Raw genomic sequence first — 19,803 nt, 5'->3', positions numbered from 1 at the left:
TTGATCCTGACCGTACTCAGCTACAATGTGGGGCACGGAACTCTGCTCGGATATGGGAAAACACCCGAAAAGCCGTCTGCAGAAAAAACTGGAAGCCGGAGACCGGAATATCTATAAAGAGTATATCTCCTTCCGGCGCTACAAAGGCAAAGTAGTGCCGAGCATCGAGCGGAGAAGGAAGGTGGAATATATGCTGCTCTTTGAAGAGTAAAAGAAAAAGGGAGAATCTTTCGGTGTATTGCCGTCGGGTTCTCCCTTTTTATATTCTTTCTGTTCTTCTTTATTGTTGTAGTTAGGGACCAATATTACAGATGTTAAGATGGTTTGAGCAAAGATTAACGGAATCAATTATATATCCCTTTGCTTATAACTAAATAGGACATAATCCGTATATTTGCGATAAACAAAAGAAAACGTAATATGAATATGAATACACACACATTTGGACTTCTTCTGCTGATCACTTTCTTTGCCTCAAGTTGTCATGGAGATGGTCATCAAGGCACGGACCATCATCGTGAAAACGGCTGGTATCGCATTATAGACGGACAAACAAACAGTATCGCTTCCACTCCTATCATTACGGTAAAAGAATTTACCGATTTGAGGTTGGACGAAGATTATTTTGGAAAAAGCGTGATAATAGGAAATGTAAGTAAACATAAATTGCAAGCGTGGTCCGATTCGACAGAACGGCTGGTAGACAAGCGAATGGGTTTTGTATTTAAAGATTCCGTAATTACCGCGCCTCGTATAAATATGAGATTGGAAAGTGGAACATTCCAAATAGCGACAAATAAGAATTATGATATGAAGTCACTATACAGAAGTCTTTTAAACGAGAAGAAAGATTCTTTGGATGCTCTGTTCAAAAACAAAGGCTGGGAAATAGACACCCTTTTTTACAACCGCTTGGGACAGGTTGAGCAAGATTCAATCATAAACTCTTTGGATTATAATGATGCTTGTGCCATCATAGTGGGCTTTGAGAGATAATTAGTCAGTAAGTTTCTGGATCTTAACTTATTTGTGCTGACATTTAGCGTATGAAACGCATTGTTCCCGCCTGGGCGGGCCGTTGAAGAATATAGGCTTCTGTTTAAGAATACAATAAAGGGAGAACCTGACGGTATTGAGCTGACTGGTTTTCCCTTTCTATTAGATATTGCTCTATCCATGGGATACGTATATAAATATCAATTCCTAATCCTTATTATTGTTTTCGATGCAATTATTATATTACTATTGATAATCAATAGTTTACAAATCAAAAGATAGACTACTAAAAAATTTACTTGTTTTTTGCGAAAAGCGAAGATTTAACATTTTTTATCCACTCTCTTTAAACAGAGGGAAAAGAGGCAAAAACAGCCTTTTCGGGCCCTGACGCCCCCGTCTACAAACGATAGGGCATGTCGGAGTTCATTTCGATAAAAAGGACTGTAAAATCGAGGATTGATTTGCGGATATTTTCGGGGTTGTCGTCAGTCATCTTGAGTGGGGCGAAAGGGTATTTTGTCTGGTCTTGGCTCAAGTGACGCTTATAAGTTTTGCAGCCAAAAGAAAAAGTGTATAAAGGAAATCTGATTCGTTGGAAAAGGTGTGACGAATTCGATTTATTCGCTTGAATAAATGTAAAGTTCTAAACTGTCAATTAAATTCACCCCCCAATCTTTTAATCTCGTGAATCTCATTTATAACCATCATTAAATATATAAAAAGATATATCTTATGTGTCACATAACGAATTTCTTTTCGGGACTCTCAAGTGCATAAGCATTCATACTGTTTTATGTTTTGGTCGTTTACAAATGTATGAATGCTTTTTTCTCCTCAAATCGGGGAGTTAACTTTACGAAAATCAGGGATTCAAAGTTACTGATTACAGCACTACCTAACAATGCAGGTAATGGTATACTTTATCGGGCGCTCTCCTATAAAGCATAGTCTGTTGTTCTAAGTGACTTTTTGAATTTCATTCCTCGCCCCCCAGCACTAGCTACTAAATGTGCAAAGAAGTGGGTACATTTATTCCGCTGCTATAATATTATCTCAATCAAAATAATAATTGTTTTTCTGAAATTCAAGGAATTTTTGTCGCCACTTATTTAGTAGTGGAAATATGGAAAAATCGGTTGCAGCAGTTGTTTCTAATACTTTAATTATTAACGCATAAAAATACATTCTTAAAGTTTCAAAGTTATTAGGCCCTCCTAAATAATTTATTTCCCAATTTCTATTTGTAAAGGGATTTTCGTAATAAGGGATTGTCTCAATTAAACTTGTATCATATCCCAATTTTTCACATAGTTGCTGAAAGTCCTTATATAAAGATTCATCTGACTGTATGTGATAATCAAAGATCTCTTCTAAATTATTTATTGTTTCTTCAAGTATTGTAATTATTTGGGATATAGACATATCTGTGCTAAACTCTCTGTGTAGTCCTGTTGTGTCATTATCGTGAATATATTTTATATCGCGCCAATATTGTTGAGTTGATTCCATAAGTTGATTTAGCATAGAATTATTCAACTTCAAAGTAGATTCCATATACTTTTCCTCGTGAGATGCTTTGATACTTTTTAGATACTCTACTGGATAGTCATCTGGATTGCCATCAATAATTTTATGATGCCTACTACACATTAAAATCAGATTATCATAACTATTCTTATCATCATCTGATAGCGACGCATTGAATCTAGGCCCCCCCTCCGAATATGCTTCAATATGACAACATTCTCCTGTTAATTGATTATTATCCTCAAAAATCGGAGTACAACAACCCGGAAATGCGCATTTATTCCCTGAGCGAGCATAAAGGACTCGATATGTATCCGGCTTTATCGCCTTTCGTTTAGTCATTTCCTAAAATTTTAATTATTGCAAATAGAGACAGGCGTATAATTGCCCCTATCTGATTTGACTGAGTGGTCAGTTATCTCCCGATCCAATTTAACATTTGTATAATATTGGCCCAGTTGTTGGAATTGATTTTTCATCTTTTATAAAATACATAGTTTTTCAAGTCTCTGATTTGTTTCATTCAGTATGTCAGTAGTGAGTTTTCATATATCTTAGACATACAAAGATATGATAATTCGTAATAAGATGATGGTTAATACGATGATTTTACAAGCTAATCGTTATGATTAAGTGAGTTGTCTTCTTTTATATTTGTCGTACAACTGCCGTAACAATGGAGATATAGAATCGGCAGGAGTTGTTTTCAATGTCTGTTCCAGCTCAAACTAATTACTTTCATTGATAAACTGTCCGACTCATACATCGGCATTTTGTGCTTGAATGCTTAGAAAAACGAGCAAACAGAAAATAGTACAAAGCTTTTTCAACATAGCAGCAAATATTTATATATCAATAATCTATTTTATATACAGTAGTTAGTGCATTGTATTTAACTTAGCCATATAGTAACCACATTCATGCGAATGAACCAAGCATATAGGCAGAAAGATTGATGATAAAATGCAAGGCTACAGAAGTGCCGAATGTCTGTTCTTTCCCATACAATTTTCCTATCATGCCATAAAGATACGCTTATTCCACAAATTCACTATATTACATCAATCTTTTTATTCCTCATATTCATAGATTAAAAACAAAAAAGGGAAGAATCTTTCGGCATCGAGCCGACTGGTTCTCCCTTCTTTCTCTGTATTTGTTATATACTGACTTATCATACGATTGAAAATCCACTGAAATACATATATTTGTACTTAAATATCAAAATCACACAATTTTGAGATGCCTATGTTTTATTTGGCGGAAAGGAGGCAAGCAATGAAAAAACAAGAATCAAAGAAGTATTCCAAAATAGTAATTATAGCTTCCGTAATTGGTCTGTGTGTTTTTGTGTCGTTGTATTTAGTTTTTCCTATTCCCAGAGGTAGTAAAGTTAATAGTGATTATTATACCTACTATAAAAATATCAGAGGGATATACTATATCTCGGTTGAACATTCGCTTAACTTGATAAATCACGGCAGTTGGAACTACCTCAAAAATGTAGACGAATCAACATTTACGGTATTAGATGACCAATGGGCAAAGGATGCAACTCATGTCTGGTTTAAAGACAAATTGATAGAAAACGTAGATATCAAAACATTCCATATCAATGCCAGTGGAGTTGCTGTGGATAAAGACAATGTTTATATCGTAGACTATTCGAGTAGCGGTTCTTACAGTTCCTACATAAGCCCTTCTCACAGTGGCATTGACGTCGAAACTGCCGAATACTTTGTGTATCGTCTTGGTTCCAGACAAGACGAATGGATGCGGGATAAAGACTACGTTTATCACTATGATAAGAGAACGGATGTTGACAGAAACAGTTTTAGAATTATAGGAGAAGACTGGTTTATTGACAAGAACTATGTCTATCAGACCGTGTATAATTATAAAACTAAAGCGTGGGATTTATGTCGTATAGACTCCTTACAACACCCTATCGAGCCGGGTTATTGTTATTTCCGCAATGGCAGGAATGTTATTTATGGTACTTCTGTAATTGTCCGGGATATAGATATTCAGCGTTTTGAGGAAATCGGGATCGGCAAATATTTAGTTAATGATATGCTCTTCTTGAATGGAGAACCTTTCCTCAAAGATTCATTGGATGTAAAAAATGCCACATTCTATTTTTACGGGCGCATTGCAACCGACAAACATCATGTCTTCTTTGATAGGAAGCAACTGGATGATATCGACGCCGCTACTTTTCGTCAAATAAGCGATGAGGTCTTTGAAGATAGAAACTACATCTATACCATAAAAGAAAATTCATGGAAAGAAGAATATCCATTCGATAGAAAAAGGAAAGAATAATCAAATATACTTACAATTGTCTCTAAAATTAATTTAATAGGTTAAAAAACAAAAAAAATAGATAACAGTTTAACACTGTTCCTCATCTAACCATCAAATTAGAGCCGAGTTTGTTACTCAGCTCTAATTTTTATATATAGAATGAAATCCCATTCTGTTGCCGTTCAACTTACAAAAACCGCATCCTGTATTTCCGTCTCTGCTGACAGACGGGAAAGCAAGAGTTCCGCCATGGCTCCGTTCTGCGGAATCAGGGCCGGGAAGTCTGTCTTGCCCGGCTTGTATATCTCAGTCGCTACATTATACAAGTCCCAGGCGGTGATCTGTCCCTTTTCGCGGGCCAGTTTCAACACCTCTTCCGTGAAGATGGAAATCTGACTCTGGTTCAGCGGGTAGGTTTCCACGGAGGATGACAGGTTCCTGTCCGAACTATCATGCGAGACACGCAAAACCGTCAACAACCCTATATACATGTACACTTCCTCCAGGGAGACAATTCTGCGTTTCAGTCGCTGAATACGAGCAATGTCCTCGTTCATGTTCACTTCGAAATTAGCCAGCCATCCGTCCACCGTCTCGAATACACCTTCCGTTGTCACCTTGTTTTTCCCGTAGTTGCAAATGCTCCTTTCCGGCGAGAGGATACACTGGTTATGGCATATCTTCACGCACGGGCCTATGGCGGCCTGTATGCCGTCCTGATGGTAGGCAACGACCAGCGTAGTCGTCAATTCGTCCGTTTCCCAGTCCTTGATCCGGATGGTAGCGAAGATGCGTCGGAGAATGTGAGCTTCCACTGCCTTTTCGCCGTGTGTCTGTTCCACCTGCGGGAGAATGCTTACTCCCGGCTGTGTCTTGTTCCTGTTCTGTGCAGCGAAGATTTCCTCCACCTCGTAATCGAGATTGTACTTCTCGCAGATGTCCATCATACGCTGCAGGACCTGGTAGTGATAGATGCCCTGGACAGGCTTGCCGTAGATATCATTCTCCTTGTAGGTACGCTGGAGAGTCTCGAAGTTCATTACTTCGATTCCGTTGTTCTGAAAATCAAACTGCTGTTGCTTTTCCAATACTGCCAATGCTTCCATAATCTTGAATTTTATAAAGTTAATACTATGATTGTCTGTTTTTAAGTATGTATCTGCCATCCGTGGAACGGTTGCAGTGTTACAGCGAAAGAGCGGTCCGGTATGCCGTGATAGAGCAGCCCGCCTACAATGCCGATGCTTCCGTCGGGATAGCGTTGTGTGAAACCGAACGAATACGGAGCATGGTCATAATAGAGTGAGATTTCGCTTGGATGGTTAGGATCGTCTTCCCAGCTCTTCAGTCGGTCCAGACAGTTCTGGAGAGAGGTGTCGCCAATGGATTCGGCATAGCGTTTTACATTCTGGAAATGTTCTTCATTCAGGATTTTCATAACTCATTGTATTTTATCTATTAAACACGTCCGGCTCCGGGAGCCGGTATTTTTTATTTCTCGCCTGCCTGACTGTCCCGTGGCCGTACCCGCAAGGTTTGGCGGAAGAAAATACCGCAGCCACCGGCGAGGATGATTTTCTTTCAGCCAACCCCGCAGGGGCCTGACCTTGTCCGGATACATTGGACACGGGACTACCTTTGCAGGGAGGGAAATAAAATATACAAGGGGAATGTGCTGTTGTTTTCCGTACATGTTATGGTGATATTCTCTCTGATTTGTTCGTCACTGCCGGAGGAATGGTGTACTTTTGCAAATCCTAATTTGAAAATCATGGAAGATTATATATACCTTAGTTGAATAACTATAAATAAACGTTTTTTTTATAGAAAAGATAACTCGTATTGTATTGGTTACCAATAATTTTATATCTTTGTTTGCGAACATAGATATACCATACGATGAATGACAACAGATGTACTTGAGCAGATACTAATATAATGGTGGTGCTATGTGGCTACTTGGCTTTTAATCTCCACAATTCTGTTACGTTCATTTTGCGGTTTATACTTAGGAAAAATAACAGCCAAATCGGCTGATAGCATAACATTATCCGCAATAATAAAACAATTAAAAATTAAAAGATTATGGCGACAACAGAAGAAAGAGACATCTTTAATAATGAGTATATTCAAATTTACACAATTGGTATTGGTAACATCGTTCTGCTCTTCCAAAATGAGGTTGAAAAAATATTGGCAATAGGAGAGCAAATGAATGAGATCAACGAAGAGGCGTACATGAACGGTTACAACTGGGATGCCTTCTTCAACTACTATCTGGGAAAAAATGCTCCAGACATTTTGGAAAGTATGGAAAGTGACCCTGAAGCCGGCTCTTACACAGCTTATTTTGAGGACACCGCAGAAAACGAGCAAAAAGCAAAACGCTTTGCCGACATTATCATCTCTTTAATAGAAAACGAAGAAGAAATATATAAAATTCTTCGAGAGAAAGGAGATGAAATCGAATGGGATTAACTATTTGTATAAATAGGAATAATTATGCGGATAACATGCAGATAAGCCACCGTAATAGGTTGCTATTTGCATCCCATTACCGACGATAAGCCAAAAACAATGAAACAAATATTAGCTGATTATCTTGAAATATGCTTGAAATTCCGAAAGGAATATCTTAGCAAGCCTGAAAGGAAACAGCGGCACATTCTTTTAACAGAATGGGCAAAGACTCAATATGCAGACGGCAATCCGACTATCCCCGAATTATATGAGTTTTGGGACAAATACAAAGAGGTGTGCTATAATAAATTTTTCATCGAAAAGGCTATAATCCCAACAGTCAATGATGACTTTCAAAGCGGAGGTATAGAAGGATTAAAGTTCTTGTTTTACTGTCTGCGTGGTAAAGATGCGATTGAATATATATCCACCACAAGCCCTGTATTTATATTTTCTAATGAGAATAACTATAAATACGGTTCGGTTCAGTTGGCTGATATGGTTCTTGAGAAAGACCCGAATAATGAAGATGCGTTAAAAGTAAAGTATTTCATAGAGAAAGAGCATTTGTGGAACTCAATACATGAAATTCCTTTGGGCGTTTTGAATGGCATGAATGGAGCAAGTATTTCGGATATACCGGATATGTTAAGCTCAGTTGACAGCTTCGAAGCTATTTCAAACAAACTGAAAATGGACGATGACAAAACACTTATAGAAGATTGTAGAAAATTTTATAACGCATATAGAGAATATCTGAAACAACAAAATCAATACAATAATTTTGAAGATTATTTGATTAGGAATAATATTCCGTTTGAACGATATTACAGTACATTCTACTTCAAATAAAGATAATCAGTTATTGTTAAGTTATTGTTACATTATATTTTACAGTAAAAAAACAGATAATAAGTTGATAGTATTCTTCTAAATATTTTGAGTAACGGTTATTTATTGAGAACCTTTATAAATGAATAATGGTATGAAAAAATATATACCTCTCATATTAAGCATAATATTTTGCATGGTATATTGCTTTTGTATCAGTCTGGTCAATATATACAGGCCTATTGTCCACATGGATATTTCAATAGGAATCCTTTTGCGATTAAGCGTAATAGTTATGTTCCTGACTTTATTGACAGGAATGCTAATAGTACAATTCACCAAAAGGAAATATTTAGCAGTAATTCCTGTAATCATGCCTATTCTACTATGGGGTTCTTATATGAAGTTATTTCCTTACCGTTCGTTTATCTATATGGGAATATCTGTCCTGATTTATTTTACATATATATCTATCTTATGGTTCTTTGGAAAAGAGAATAAGAAGATTAAGTATAAATAAATTGGCCATATCACGGGACAATTCTGATGCCTCCTTGAGTCCAGCTTTATTTGAATTTGCCGTACCACCATTCTATTCAGTTTTTCTGTCGGTACATATTTCATCTATTATCTCATTCTCTTTTCTCTCACCTTTGAGGAAAACGAACAGCCGCCGGAAAAAGAACGGAGCATGGTCTGTCCCCAGCTGTGAACTCTCCCCGTTCCGGGTAGCGCATATTGCAAACCGTCCCAGTCCAAGACTGTCCTGTGGCGGAACGATATGGAATGACAGATTTTCCGTACCATTGATATGAAGCCCACCACGGTAGGTGTAGAATGTTTTTGCGACTTTTCTGTCCATATCAATGTCCACCTGGCTGTAGCCACAGCGTTTCAGTTCTTCGATGATTTCTCTGTTTGTCATAATTGTAGATATTAAATGTCCGCTCGATGAAATAAAACATTTCATTCTTACCTCAATTGCATGAGTTGCAGATTGGATCAATAATGCTCCGTTTCATGCTGTTGCCTTTGGTTGTTTGCCAGATATATATTCCGCTTCTCGTCATAGCTTTTGCCGTTCCACCATTCATCAGTGGCTTCGGCGAATGTCTGTCCAGAATTGTCCGATGAGAAATCGGACGCCTTGAGTCCGGTCAAGTATTCGAGTTTGTCGGTGTTGTTGGACTTCCACCACTCCTGCATCATCTCCGTGTAGTCGTGTTTGGTACAGGTCCCCACGTTATCCTTGCATAGCAGGCACCAGATGTCATCGTCCACATCGCTGTGATATTCGTTCGTATTGACATCCACCCATGCCTGTATCTCAATCTGTGTAGAGCCACATTCACTGCATACCAAGATTTTCGAATCGTCAGGGAGCTTGCGTCTGGCCTTGCCGTCATAGAGGCTGACGGCCCGTTCCACCAGCTTCTCCCGGTAATGGTCCGTCAGCTCCGCATAGAACCGTTCGGAAGCCCCGAATATGCCCTTGTCCGTCATCTGGCTCCATTTCTCCCAAAAGTGACGGTACATCTCCCCGTACACGACTTTACACTCGTCCTCGTTCCAGGCGTTCCACATGTAGTAGAAGAAGCTGGACCGCATTTTCCGCTTGATTATTCGTTTCTGTTGCCATATTGTCTTTCGTTTTAAGAGTTTCCGTTTATATTTTCAAGTTGAAGCCTGACTGCTTCGTACATCTGATTAAGCCAATCTATGTTGCTGGCACCGAGCTCGAAGGGACTGTAACAGGCTACCTCCTCCAAGCTGTCCTTTATTGTTGCCAGTACAATCAGACCGTCGTCTGTAATTTCAAGACCCGTCACCCAGCACTCATACGGGTCGGCATGCTTGTCGAACCAGATGACCCATACCGGATCGTCATCGTTGTCTCTGAATGTGATTTCCGTCAGACCGTGCGCATACAGCAATTGTCTGATGGCCTCGATTATGTCCTTCCGCAGTTCTTCAATCCTGTCGTAGAAACACATGGCCATGTATTTGGCCCGGCCTCCCCTATCCTGTTCCTTGACAGACAGAATCTGCACGTCGGGGTGAGAACCGAAATTCCAGTTCGTCACCTCATTATCACCGCGGGTCGTGTGGATATTGCCACCCAATACCAGACCGCACTCTTTCGTTACCATTCTTTTCGCCTCGTCGCAGTCTTCCGCCACGACCTGGTAGGTACCCTCGAAGGCATACCTTACTCTTACTTCGTACTTTTCCATAATGCTTATGATTTTAATTGTTATATAAATGAATTGTTTATGAAGCGACAAGAGCTATCCTTTCACCGAAGAAGGAGTCGCATACCCCATATACTCGCTTGATAGAGCATTCATATTCTGACCACTCGCTGTCAAGCCGGAAGCGAAATCCGTGATAGTCCCTGACTTCCAGCTTCAGCCTGACGTTCTTTTTAAGCTCCATCTCCAGGAGGCTTCCGCCACCGTACATGGAGCTGAAGATACCGCAGCAGTTGCCTTTGGGGATAATGACTTCCCCGAGCGAGAATCCGGCATCATAAAGCTCTTTCAGGCTTACCTTGCCGATATAGGTCAGCAGATTGGCACCGCAGCAGGAGTTGACGAGTTCCTGGTAGAATTGTTCGTAGGATACCTGTTCCTTGCCGTCTCGGTATTTTTTATCGGGGAAACGGCCATACACCGTGTAGCCATTCTCCACCAAAATTTTCTTTACCTTGGCAGGATTGAGATTCAGGGCATCGACCATGTCCCCGAAATAGGACTCCTTGTACCGGTATCCTTCCTGTGCTTCCAGCCAATTGGAATTGATGCAGTCGTAGTTGGAGAGCATCTCGACACGCACGGGAATGTCATCCGTGTTCTTAATCAGTTCCTTCAAGATGTCTGTATCGTTTCGATTGTAGATTTCCTCCCTGATTTCTTCCTCATGTTCCTCGAAGAACTCTTCCACCTCCTCTTCCTCAAAGTCGTGAGAGTCGGTGCATTCATCCTTCAGCTTTGAGATGATTTCATGGAGTGCTTCCCATTCCGCGTCATCGTACCACTCGTCCACTTTCTCCCACAGCCTTTCACAACTCCTTTCTTCCAGACACTTCTGAATGGTGTCATGGCAGTTGTCGAAGTTGTCGTTGTAGCCCACCCACACCAGTGTATAGGACTTGTCCATAAGCGATTTCACGAATTCCATGGTCAGTTTTTTCTGTCCTTCCATATTCCGTTACCTGTGTACGGCAGGATTCCGTTTCCCGTACATGTGTTTATTTTCCCGTTGTTTTCCTTTCAGTTTGTTTCTGTCTCTTTCCCGCTGTCTTTCGCTGCCAGGACACCGAAAGGCAGGTCGAGTATCCTGTGGTTGAAACACAGCGTCGAATTGTAGTCCGTGCGTTGCCAGAGCGTGAAGCGGTCTCCGGCGAACGACCATCTGAAATAGCCTGACAGCGAACCGAACAGCGGATTGACGTTCCTGCTTATGAGGAAGCGGTTCACGTCCACGATGTGTCCTGCCGTCAGAATGATGTTCAGTATCTCCACGAATGCCAGCTGCGAGTATGGGTCGATAGGCATTACAGGTCCTTTGAAGTTGATTTCCATATCTTTTGTCTTTTAGTCATAATTGTCATCAAATATTTCGTAACGGAATGGAAGCATGTCGCAGTAGTAGCTTGATACGCCCGTGTATATCAGGGCATCTTCTCCCGTGTCCGCGTCTTCTTCCGTTTCCGTGACGGTATCCCCGTACAGGTCATGGTAGTGTGATACCATCATGTGCGGGTCATCCGTGGTGATGTCATATCCGTAACTTCTGCTCCAGCTTATGAAAAACTCCGTTTCTTCCTCTTCGAGCCTTTCAAGGGTATCCCTGATCTCGAAGAAGTTGGGACAGAGCCATTCACGGCTGACCAGTGTGTCCGGAATGTTTTCCCATTTCGGATACCGGTATTCCGGTTCCTTTTCCCCGGGGAACAGGTCGGAACAGGCACTCAGGAACTCGCCCATGTCGCTGTAGTCGGACAGGTGCAGCCAGTAGTCCCTGTAATCCTTTATGTCAATGAGATGCTGTGTGGTCACGGCAATCTCTGCATTGTTCAGATCCATATTACTTGTCTTTTATGTATGTGGATGCCGGGGATTCCATTCCACCGACCTCGACAAGGTGCCGTGTCCCGGCTGTGCAGGGTTTTTCGGGAAAATACCGCAGCTCCGCGAGGATGATTTTCCTGAAAACCGCCTGCGGCCTGACCTTGCTCAGCCGATGGGGACGCGGCTTACCTTTGTCGGTGGGAATGGAACTCCCGGTCTTCTTCATACGGTTCATATTTATTCTGTTATGCGCTGGCTTCCCCAGCTGATGTGTATTTTGCCTTCACTGTCCTGCGTGCGGATGAGCAGGCTGTCGATGACAGACATTGTGATGTCGAACTCCTCGAAGATTTCTGACTGTTCCTTGACCTCACCGGTCTTGATGAATTCGTTCAGACGCTCCTTGGTCAGTACCAGTGCCATCAGGTTCTGTTCGACCGAATCTTCGTAGGTGACGTAGTGGACATCCTTCATTTCTTTGGAATCGAGACGGATGAAACGGAAGTAGAACTGTTCCATACGGGGGATGTTCCACTGCAGGGATTCCAGTATCACGTCGTTGCAGGTAGGTATGTTCACGGAGCTGCTCAGGCTCTGCTGTGTGCATATCAGGATGCCGTTGATGGTGGAGTCGAATTCGGTCACGATGCTCTGCCGTTTCTTGAAGGCTACATCTCCCTTGACCACAAATACAGGTCTGTCGGGAAAATGTTCCCGGATATAGCTCTCGTAGAGGTCGAAGGCCGCCAATGTGGTACATCCGATGGCAACCTTACCCGGTATTGTCCTTATGAGCCTTTCAATATAGCGGGTCTTGGAAGGATAACTGTCACCGTAGTATCCCTCTATCAGGTGAGGTACCGAACAGGCTTTGATAAGCAGCTTGATCTGCCTCATGAGTCTCAGTCCTGCATCCTTTTTCGTGTTTCCCGTGCTGTTGTAGTACAGCTCACAGATGCGGCAGAATTCCTCGATGATGACACGGTATACCTCGTGTTCTCCTTCCGAGGGACGGACGGTATGTGTCCGTATCCGGTATTTCTCTCCTGCGAAGTCCCTGAATTTACGGGTGATGACCGTCTTGCCGATAAGTTCGGAGAGTTCGTCCTTGTTGTAGACATCCTAGTTCTGTTTCTCTATGCCGAAAACGGTGGCTTTCCCCGGGCAGTGACAGGCGCGGAAGAGGACGTGTCCCCTGAAGGCGGGGAACGGTGTTCCGTAATCCGGGTTGTTCTCTTCCTCTATCTCGTGGTCCCTGTTTTCGTGGTAGACCTGCGGGCTCCAGCATATCATGTTTACGGAGTTGTTGTAGAGCAGTTCGAACTGGCTGTACAGCTCCGCGATGTTGTTGCGGGTGGTTGTTCCGGTATCGAGGATCTTGTACCTGATTCTTCTGAAGATGCACAGGACGTTCCTTGTACGCTGCGATGTGGGATTGGTGATTTCGTCCGACTCGTCGAAGACAAGGCACAGCTTGCCGGAAGTGCGTTTCACGAAACGCATCAGTCCTCTTTTCAGTTTCCGGAGCATGGAGGTGGAGACGACAAGGAATGTCCCTTCCGGTATGTTGTTGAGGTCGCCGGCGGTCTGTATTGTACGGAAGCGTTCCTTGTTTATGGTAAGGAACGGTATCCAGGTCATGTTGGTGGCGATGGCCGGGGCAAGTATGATGACGTTCTTTGCCTTTCTGAACTTGAGCAGGTATTTCGCCCTGTGATAGACGGCGGCGGTCTTGCCTGAACCCTGCTGCCAGTTCAGCAGGGCGTAGCGTTTCTGCAACACGAGGTTCAGGTCGTGTTTCTGCAAGTCCGTGAATTCGCAGACTTCACCGTCCTTGTTGATGAATGTGGTGCGGTCCAGGTATTCCTTCAGGCCGGCATCTTCCCGCATTTCCGCAAACTGGAGATTCTGGGTCTCGTATTGCCTCTGTTTGCGCCGTATCAGTTTACTGGCGGCACGGATCTGCCGCATGTTCTTTTCCGTGACGTTTTCCGGCATCGGGAGTTCGGCCCTTCCGAGTATGAGGTCATTGATGCCTGCGGCCTTGTGCGTGACCTTGTCAAGCAGACGCGGGGCATATTGCTTCAGCTTGAAGCCGTAGGATGTCTTCACTAATGCCACTTCCTTGCGCGGCACCACGTTCTGCGAGGTGATGTACCTGCGGATGATGCCGAGAACCTTGCCGGTGGTCAGTTTCTTGCGTTCCCATTCCTTTATCTGTTCCCGGGTGGCATTTTCCGGCGGTTTCTGGTTGCGGAATTTGGACACCAGCGCCTCCGCCTTTTCGACATGCCTGTTCAGCACGGCATGGGCTTTCAGTTCGTACATGTATTTGGCGAGCCTGTACTCGAACTGTTCCAGCTCTTCTTTGTCTATATGGTTGCACTCCCGCATCAGCTGGAGGCGCAGCCGGTGTTTCATTTTCCGCACTTCGGCTATGCGTTTCTTCAGCTCATCCATGCTGACAAACTCTTCCGCGTTGTACGGCTGCATTTCAATATGGAGGGAACGGCGGAGGAATACCATGATTTTTGTTGCGAAATTCTGCACGCCCACCGTAGAGAAGGCTGAATGTTCCAGCCTGGTCTGGCCGATGAAGGAGAAATTCGAGTTGATTTTCGCCACGCGTGTCTTTTCCCAGAACTCGTTCTGCATGAAGGAGAGAGGGACGATGACCATCAGGATTCCGGCAGGGTTGAGCACGTCATAGGCCTTGTCCATGTAGAATTCCTGCGACAGCCTGTAATCAAATTTCAGGTTGAAGGGCGGATTTCCGACAATGATGTCGAAACGCTGTTCGGGATTGTACAGCTGTATGTCGCATTTCTCGATATGAGCTTCCGGGTAGAGGTATCTGGCAACGGCCACCGCCTTGCCGTCAATGTCGAATCCGTAGGCATTGTGCAGGTTGGGCAGATGGTTGAAGAAGTTGCCCATGCCGCAGCACATGTCAAGCACCATTTCCGCCGATGTCGGAGAAAGGGTCTCCACCATGCTTCGGCATATGTCGTGCGGGGTGAAGAACTGTCCCATCTCGAATTCCTTCTTGGCCTCGGCGTATTCATGGTAGCTGGTGAAATCCGACTGCCTGAGGTTGTGCAGTCCTCCGATTCCCGTGTAGCAGTTGTAGATGCTTTCCTTCGGAACGAGGTCCTTGCCGGAGTCTATGGCGAAAAGGATTTTCTCGTTGATCTCGGCACGCCTGTCCTGAGGAATCTGTTGGGGTATGATGGCATACATGTCTTTTCTTTTTTAATGGTTGGAAACGGAGACACCCCGCAAGGATGTCTTACGGGGTGTCTGAATAAGTATTTCATGAATCACTCTTCTCTGAGTGTGATTTCATCCAGCCGCAGCCTTCTGTAGCAGTACTCTGCGGCCTGGCTGTCCTTGAAGCGTACGTCGATGCGTCCGTTCTTATAGAACTTGATCTGTTCTGCGTTGCTCAGGGTGAGGTTGTACCATTCGGTTATATCCACATCGCGTCTGTCAAGGCCGATGACCATACCGCTTGAACCGTTTATCACGTCATCTGCCCCGTATGCGATACCTTCGCAGAAAATGTCCACTTTCCTTCCGCAGTCATACGAGAACTCATATTCCTTGTGGTATTCCAGATGGATGCTGTCCCAGGATACGATGTCAGGGAAAGTTATCTTGTCCTTTTTCAGTTCGGGCTTCACCTTGCTCCAGCGGGAAGGCTGTACCGTTTTCAGGAAACGGGCCAGCAGTTCTTCCTCTGCAGTCTCACGGAAACTTTTTCCGCCGAGGTGTTCGATGACCATGTCCACGTAAGTCTGGTAGACCGGACGGAATCCCATGCGCATGGCCTTCTCGTCGATTACAGGAATGGGTACATCTACATTGTAGGTCCTGTTGAAATAGGAAATGATGCGATTCGCGAAATTCGCGTTGGCATTGCAGTTGTTGTCCGCAAGCTCGTTGATGAGGTCAAACGGTTTGAATTCGTTGTGGGTATAGTCATCCTCCCCGCTGTTGTTGAAATAGAAATTCCGTATGGAGACCTTACCGTTATCCTCATACTTGAAGTTCTTGATTTCCCGATACCGTTCCGCTTCTTCCTTGAATATGTCATACCATCGGTCGATACGGTCAAGTGTCCTGTAGAGCTGGTCCTGCTGTAGCTGGCAATACTGCCGGTCCTGTTCTGTAATTTTGTCCTCGTTCCTTACTTGCACGTTCAGGATACCTGTAAGCAGGTCAGTGTGGCTGCCTGCTGTTCTTGTTGCTGTTGTCTGCATAACTGTATTGTTTTAGAGATTGTCAATTTCGGGTTTGATACGGTAACAGTAGGTGATGTGGCTGTCCATGTCCTTGACCAGCTTGACCTGTTCGGGATGGAAGTTGAGACGCCGTTCCATGGCCGGGGCATCTATCTTGTCCCATTCGTGCTGCGGCAGGAACCGGTTTTCATGTCGGAAACACCAGAGTACAATCTGGTTTTCCCAGTTGCCCTTGAACACGGTTCCTTCATAGTCCTTCAGGAACTGCCGGAAGTCCTCTTCAGTCCTGAAAGCCATGTCGTAGCCCTGGTACAGGTTGCGTGCGTCCGGACCCGTGTCCTTGGTCAAATAATATTGTCTCCATGTTTCCGTGGTGAAATCACCGTAGAGCGGATCAGGTTCGGAATAGGACCATAACGGTACTTTTGCCGTGAATGTGACAGCACCGTTGGCACACGCTCCGCAGTTTCCCCAGTCCTTGAATGCACCTTCCGTCCATCTGACGAATTTCAATTGCTTGGGGTCAATATGGTGGAAGGCCCCTCCGCTGACGCTCAGCCGGATATTGGCGTCCTGCTCCCATACAAACGGAATATAAGGTTCTTCACAGATGGAAATCCGACCGCTCTCTTCATCATTGTTTTCAATAAGGGCATTGCTGTAATATTTCCCGTATCTGTCCACATAGATGAGTCTGTCACCTATCTGTGGAGTCTTTTCCGAGCGTGTCCTTTCTATCAGTTCCACATAGCCGTTGGCCATATCCACGTCCTGCTGTGTCAGCCAGTGTTCATGATCGTACAGAATGTTCAGTGGCTTGAGTGTTTCCACCGTGTACTTGTTCTTTGTTGCCTGTAACATAACATTTGATTTTTTGTTAGTCCGGCTTCTGGGGCCGGAGTTCCCATAACTACAGGCTTTAAAAGGTCGTGTTCCGTACATGCAAGGCTTCGGGAAAAAATACCGCAAGCCCTCCGGGGCGAGGATGATTTTTTCCACGAACCCGAAGGGCTTGGCCTTGCTTGTACGGGAAGAACACGAATTACCTTTGCCTGTGGTTATGAGGACTCGGCTGCGGTATCACTTCTCCTTCGGGAGTATATTCCCGACCTATCTCTTAAACCATACTCCCATACAGAGGAACCTGAGAAGGGACTAGAACTATAAAATAATTGGGACCCTATCCTACCCCATCAAGTCTTTCCTTCTTACACCGGCAGAGACAAAAGCTACATTTTGAGGACACATACTGCCTCTCACTTCGATTCGGAGCCATGTATCCACGAAACAATTTATATTTGCGCACAAACCATAAGCATATATCACTATGAATCAGAAAAATGTAGAATATATAGCACTCTACTTCCTGGTAATTGGAGTCATTCTTGTTATCGGTATTTTAGTCCGTCTGTTTGCTTTATCCCAAGGGCTTGACGACTTCAGTAGTACTATCGCATTTTTTGTAACAGTCATCGTCTTGACAGCGCTCTATGCCAGTTTGCAGATAACCTTCGACCAGTTACTGTCGCCTCGCATAAAAGCGTTCCTGCTTCGCTGCCCTGCTTTTCAGAAGATGAAAGATAATCCCGATTCTGTTCCAAGCACTCCCTTGGTCGAACATCTAAATCAGGTTCCATTTAAAAGGACCGATCCAGCCGCTGCTGATGAAGGAACAATCTCTGCCTCATCAGAATACGAAGCCCTGCGAACCCATGCTATTGCAGAAAAAAATCGTGCTACTCAGACCAGATTGAAAAAGGTCCTCAACTATACGAAACAAACCATGGCGGCCTATATGAGTGAAGAAGATCTCATCCGTCTGTGCAAATACATTACTGAATATAGTTCATGCGACACCTTACAAAAGATATCGCCTGTAAAAGTTGACGCTCAACTTAAAAGCATTGATATTATGCACTTTGGGTGGAATATCGGCAAAGCCTTCAATAAAAAGCGTGTTCACACTGCCACATTCATCAAGAATGTCTTTGCCCATACCCTTCGCGACTTGGAAATCTCAACAATTGAGCGTAAAATGTCGCATACGGAATCAGAGTGTAAGATCAAACTAAATCCGAATATTACATAAATTTATTCCAATATACCTAACTTTCTTATTTTCCGAGTGCCTTTCACCTCCTTAGAATTCGAATCATAAATCATTAAATCAGGGATATAATTAGCAGGAGAATTATAATGGACTCTCTTCCATTCCGTATTTTTTATAGGATGATACCATTGGTTGATAATATATACATCAAAAACAGGTGGATGAAAATTTATTTCATTCATCATATTTTCAAATCCTAATTCCAACTCTGCCAGCTCTGAAGTTATTATTTTCTCTGCTACATTTATGTCCGTTTTATTCGGCTTAACATTAGAAAATTTGCCAATCCATATAGAATAATCACTATGTTCTATTTCTCTAAAGTGATGATCTTTATCTTTTAATCTTTTATATACACATCGGTTAGTTTGTCCACAATAATAAGAAAATTTTCTAGCATATTTTCTTTTCCCTTGCAACAAATACAAATTAAAATTTTCATTATTATTCTCCAACCAGTCCTTTTCCCAGTTATATAACTCCTCATATGAGAATGGACCGACCCATTTTATTAAATAAACTTTATCTGTATTATTCATAATCTGCTTTTTTATGCAAATGTAATCATAAATCGCCACCAAAAGTTATCTCACGGTTATATTCCGGTGATGTTTTCCACCATCAAAACGCCAATTTCCTTTGCCAGCAAACAATTAACAACGAGTACGTATGGCAACCGAACAAATCACTTTTGATAAGCTGCCGCAAGCGGTAGCTTATCTCACAGAACAGATGGAGCAAATCCGGGAAATGGTAGCGGCACTGCAACCGCAGACCTCTTCTGACAAACACCGTTTTATCGAAATTGACGAAGCCTGTAAAATCACGCGAAAGGCAAAACCCACCATTTACACACTTGCCCGTAAAGGATTGATTCCTGCTTACAAACGAGGCAAAAAACTTTATTTCTATGAAGACGAACTGCTGCAATGGATTGAATCCGGGCGCAAGCAAGTACAGTCTATGTCGCTCCAGGAACAGGCAGCGGAGATTGTACATGGAGCAAAGCGCAAACCCAAAGGCGGTTATAACTTTTAACCTATCCTTCTAGACAACAGCAGATAGCATCATTGATGACGCTGTACATATCAGGCCCCATATCCGATATTAAGTTATTTAATCTCGACCAGTTATACTTTTCGTAATAATGAACTTACCAAAATAAAACACCTCTATACCAAAGATGATGACTACAAGTATTATCAGCCCCTTGGTCTGAAACTTATCCACAGAGGATTTTTCAGACAATATA

The 19,803-nt window shown here is 43.1% G+C and carries 19 protein-coding genes and 2 pseudogenes; 7 read left to right on the top strand and 14 right to left on the bottom strand.

Annotated features, from left to right (window positions below):
• Together NW211_RS13335 and NW211_RS13330 are read left to right on the top strand one after the other, a co-directional pair.
• Window positions 1-211, top strand: a pseudogene (locus NW211_RS13335) (glycoside hydrolase family protein); the annotation flags it as partial.
• Between the two features lie 209 nt (window positions 212-420).
• Window positions 421-996 carry a hypothetical protein gene (locus NW211_RS13330; protein ID WP_258328195.1) on the top strand — a complete coding sequence of 192 codons (576 nt, stop codon included), beginning with the start codon at window positions 421-423 and terminating at the stop codon, window positions 994-996.
• 1,056 nt (window positions 997-2,052) lie between these two features.
• On the opposite strand, the gene NW211_RS13325 is transcribed toward NW211_RS13330, so the two are convergent.
• Window positions 2,053-2,868 carry an HNH endonuclease signature motif containing protein gene (locus NW211_RS13325; RefSeq protein WP_258328194.1) on the bottom strand — a complete coding sequence of 272 codons (816 nt, stop codon included), beginning with the start codon at window positions 2,866-2,868 and terminating at the stop codon, window positions 2,053-2,055.
• Window positions 2,869-3,804: 936 nt separating this feature from the next.
• On the opposite strand from NW211_RS13325, the gene NW211_RS13320 reads away from it, so the two are divergent.
• On the top strand, window positions 3,805-4,851 hold the full coding sequence (locus tag NW211_RS13320) for a DKNYY domain-containing protein (protein WP_258328193.1): 1,047 nt from the start codon (window positions 3,805-3,807) through the stop codon (window positions 4,849-4,851).
• Window positions 4,852-5,015: 164 nt separating this feature from the next.
• Here the strand turns inward: NW211_RS13320 and NW211_RS13315 are convergent, their stop codons facing one another.
• Both NW211_RS13315 and NW211_RS13310 read right to left on the bottom strand, forming a co-directional pair.
• Window positions 5,016-5,939 (bottom strand): DUF932 domain-containing protein, encoded by a 924-nt coding sequence (locus tag NW211_RS13315; RefSeq protein ID WP_258328192.1) that lies wholly within the window; start codon window positions 5,937-5,939, stop codon window positions 5,016-5,018.
• A 41-nt stretch (window positions 5,940-5,980) separates the two neighbouring features.
• Window positions 5,981-6,271: a DUF4120 domain-containing protein gene (locus NW211_RS13310; RefSeq protein ID WP_258328191.1), complete on the bottom strand. Its 291-nt coding sequence runs from the start codon at window positions 6,269-6,271 to the stop codon at window positions 5,981-5,983.
• Between the two features lie 647 nt (window positions 6,272-6,918).
• Here NW211_RS13310 and NW211_RS13305 point away from each other — a divergent pair.
• Together NW211_RS13305 and NW211_RS13300 are read left to right on the top strand one after the other, a co-directional pair.
• Window positions 6,919-7,311: an immunity 51 family protein gene (locus NW211_RS13305; protein WP_258328190.1), complete on the top strand. Its 393-nt coding sequence runs from the start codon at window positions 6,919-6,921 to the stop codon at window positions 7,309-7,311.
• Between the two features lie 99 nt (window positions 7,312-7,410).
• The gene (locus NW211_RS13300) at window positions 7,411-8,145 is read left to right on the top strand and encodes a hypothetical protein (RefSeq protein ID WP_258328189.1); all 735 of its coding nucleotides are present in this window, start codon (window positions 7,411-7,413) and stop codon (window positions 8,143-8,145) included.
• Between the two features lie 571 nt (window positions 8,146-8,716).
• Here NW211_RS13300 and NW211_RS13295 read toward each other — a convergent pair.
• The 10 genes and pseudogenes from NW211_RS13295 to NW211_RS13250 form a co-directional block, all read right to left on the bottom strand.
• Window positions 8,717-9,049 (bottom strand): hypothetical protein, encoded by a 333-nt coding sequence (locus NW211_RS13295; RefSeq protein ID WP_258328187.1) that lies wholly within the window; start codon window positions 9,047-9,049, stop codon window positions 8,717-8,719.
• A gap of 77 nt (window positions 9,050-9,126) precedes the next feature.
• A complete protein-coding gene (locus tag NW211_RS13290; protein WP_258328186.1) occupies window positions 9,127-9,732 on the bottom strand; it encodes a hypothetical protein in 606 nt (201 codons plus the stop codon).
• Window positions 9,733-9,776: 44 nt separating this feature from the next.
• The gene (locus NW211_RS13285) at window positions 9,777-10,358 is read right to left on the bottom strand and encodes a hypothetical protein (RefSeq protein ID WP_258328185.1); all 582 of its coding nucleotides are present in this window, start codon (window positions 10,356-10,358) and stop codon (window positions 9,777-9,779) included.
• A 37-nt stretch (window positions 10,359-10,395) separates the two neighbouring features.
• The gene (locus NW211_RS13280) at window positions 10,396-11,328 is read right to left on the bottom strand and encodes a hypothetical protein (RefSeq protein ID WP_258328184.1); all 933 of its coding nucleotides are present in this window, start codon (window positions 11,326-11,328) and stop codon (window positions 10,396-10,398) included.
• Window positions 11,329-11,396: 68 nt separating this feature from the next.
• Window positions 11,397-11,708 (bottom strand): hypothetical protein, encoded by a 312-nt coding sequence (locus NW211_RS13275; protein WP_258328183.1) that lies wholly within the window; start codon window positions 11,706-11,708, stop codon window positions 11,397-11,399.
• A gap of 12 nt (window positions 11,709-11,720) precedes the next feature.
• Entirely contained in the window at window positions 11,721-12,212 is a 492-nt protein-coding gene (locus tag NW211_RS13270) for a hypothetical protein (RefSeq protein WP_258328182.1), read from the bottom strand.
• 1 nt (window position 12,213) lies between these two features.
• Window positions 12,214-12,423, bottom strand: coding sequence for a hypothetical protein (locus NW211_RS13265; protein WP_225226238.1), 210 nt, complete (start codon window positions 12,421-12,423; stop codon window positions 12,214-12,216).
• An 11-nt stretch (window positions 12,424-12,434) separates the two neighbouring features.
• Window positions 12,435-15,437: pseudogene (locus NW211_RS13260) on the bottom strand (N-6 DNA methylase).
• 80 nt (window positions 15,438-15,517) lie between these two features.
• A complete protein-coding gene (locus tag NW211_RS13255; RefSeq protein ID WP_258328181.1) occupies window positions 15,518-16,459 on the bottom strand; it encodes a hypothetical protein in 942 nt (313 codons plus the stop codon).
• 12 nt (window positions 16,460-16,471) lie between these two features.
• Window positions 16,472-17,302, bottom strand: coding sequence for a DUF4121 family protein (locus NW211_RS13250; protein ID WP_025279117.1), 831 nt, complete (start codon window positions 17,300-17,302; stop codon window positions 16,472-16,474).
• A gap of 466 nt (window positions 17,303-17,768) precedes the next feature.
• On the opposite strand from NW211_RS13250, the gene NW211_RS13245 reads away from it, so the two are divergent.
• The gene (locus NW211_RS13245; protein ID WP_258328180.1) at window positions 17,769-18,530 is read left to right on the top strand and encodes a mobilization protein; all 762 of its coding nucleotides are present in this window, start codon (window positions 17,769-17,771) and stop codon (window positions 18,528-18,530) included.
• A gap of 2 nt (window positions 18,531-18,532) precedes the next feature.
• Here NW211_RS13245 and NW211_RS13240 read toward each other — a convergent pair whose 3' ends face one another.
• Entirely contained in the window at window positions 18,533-19,090 is a 558-nt protein-coding gene (locus tag NW211_RS13240; RefSeq protein ID WP_258328179.1) for a hypothetical protein, read from the bottom strand.
• Between the two features lie 130 nt (window positions 19,091-19,220).
• Between NW211_RS13240 and NW211_RS13235 the strand changes: the two genes are divergently transcribed.
• Window positions 19,221-19,589: a helix-turn-helix domain-containing protein gene (locus tag NW211_RS13235; protein WP_258328178.1), complete on the top strand. Its 369-nt coding sequence runs from the start codon at window positions 19,221-19,223 to the stop codon at window positions 19,587-19,589.
• Window positions 19,590-19,803: the final 214 nt, after the last annotated feature.

This window comes from Barnesiella sp. ET7 (genome assembly GCF_024733785.1).
Classification (GTDB): Bacteria; Bacteroidota; Bacteroidia; order Bacteroidales; family Barnesiellaceae; genus Barnesiella; species Barnesiella merdigallinarum.
The sequence above is the reverse complement of the archived record's forward strand: the minus strand, read 5'-3'. Positions and strand labels throughout refer to the sequence as shown.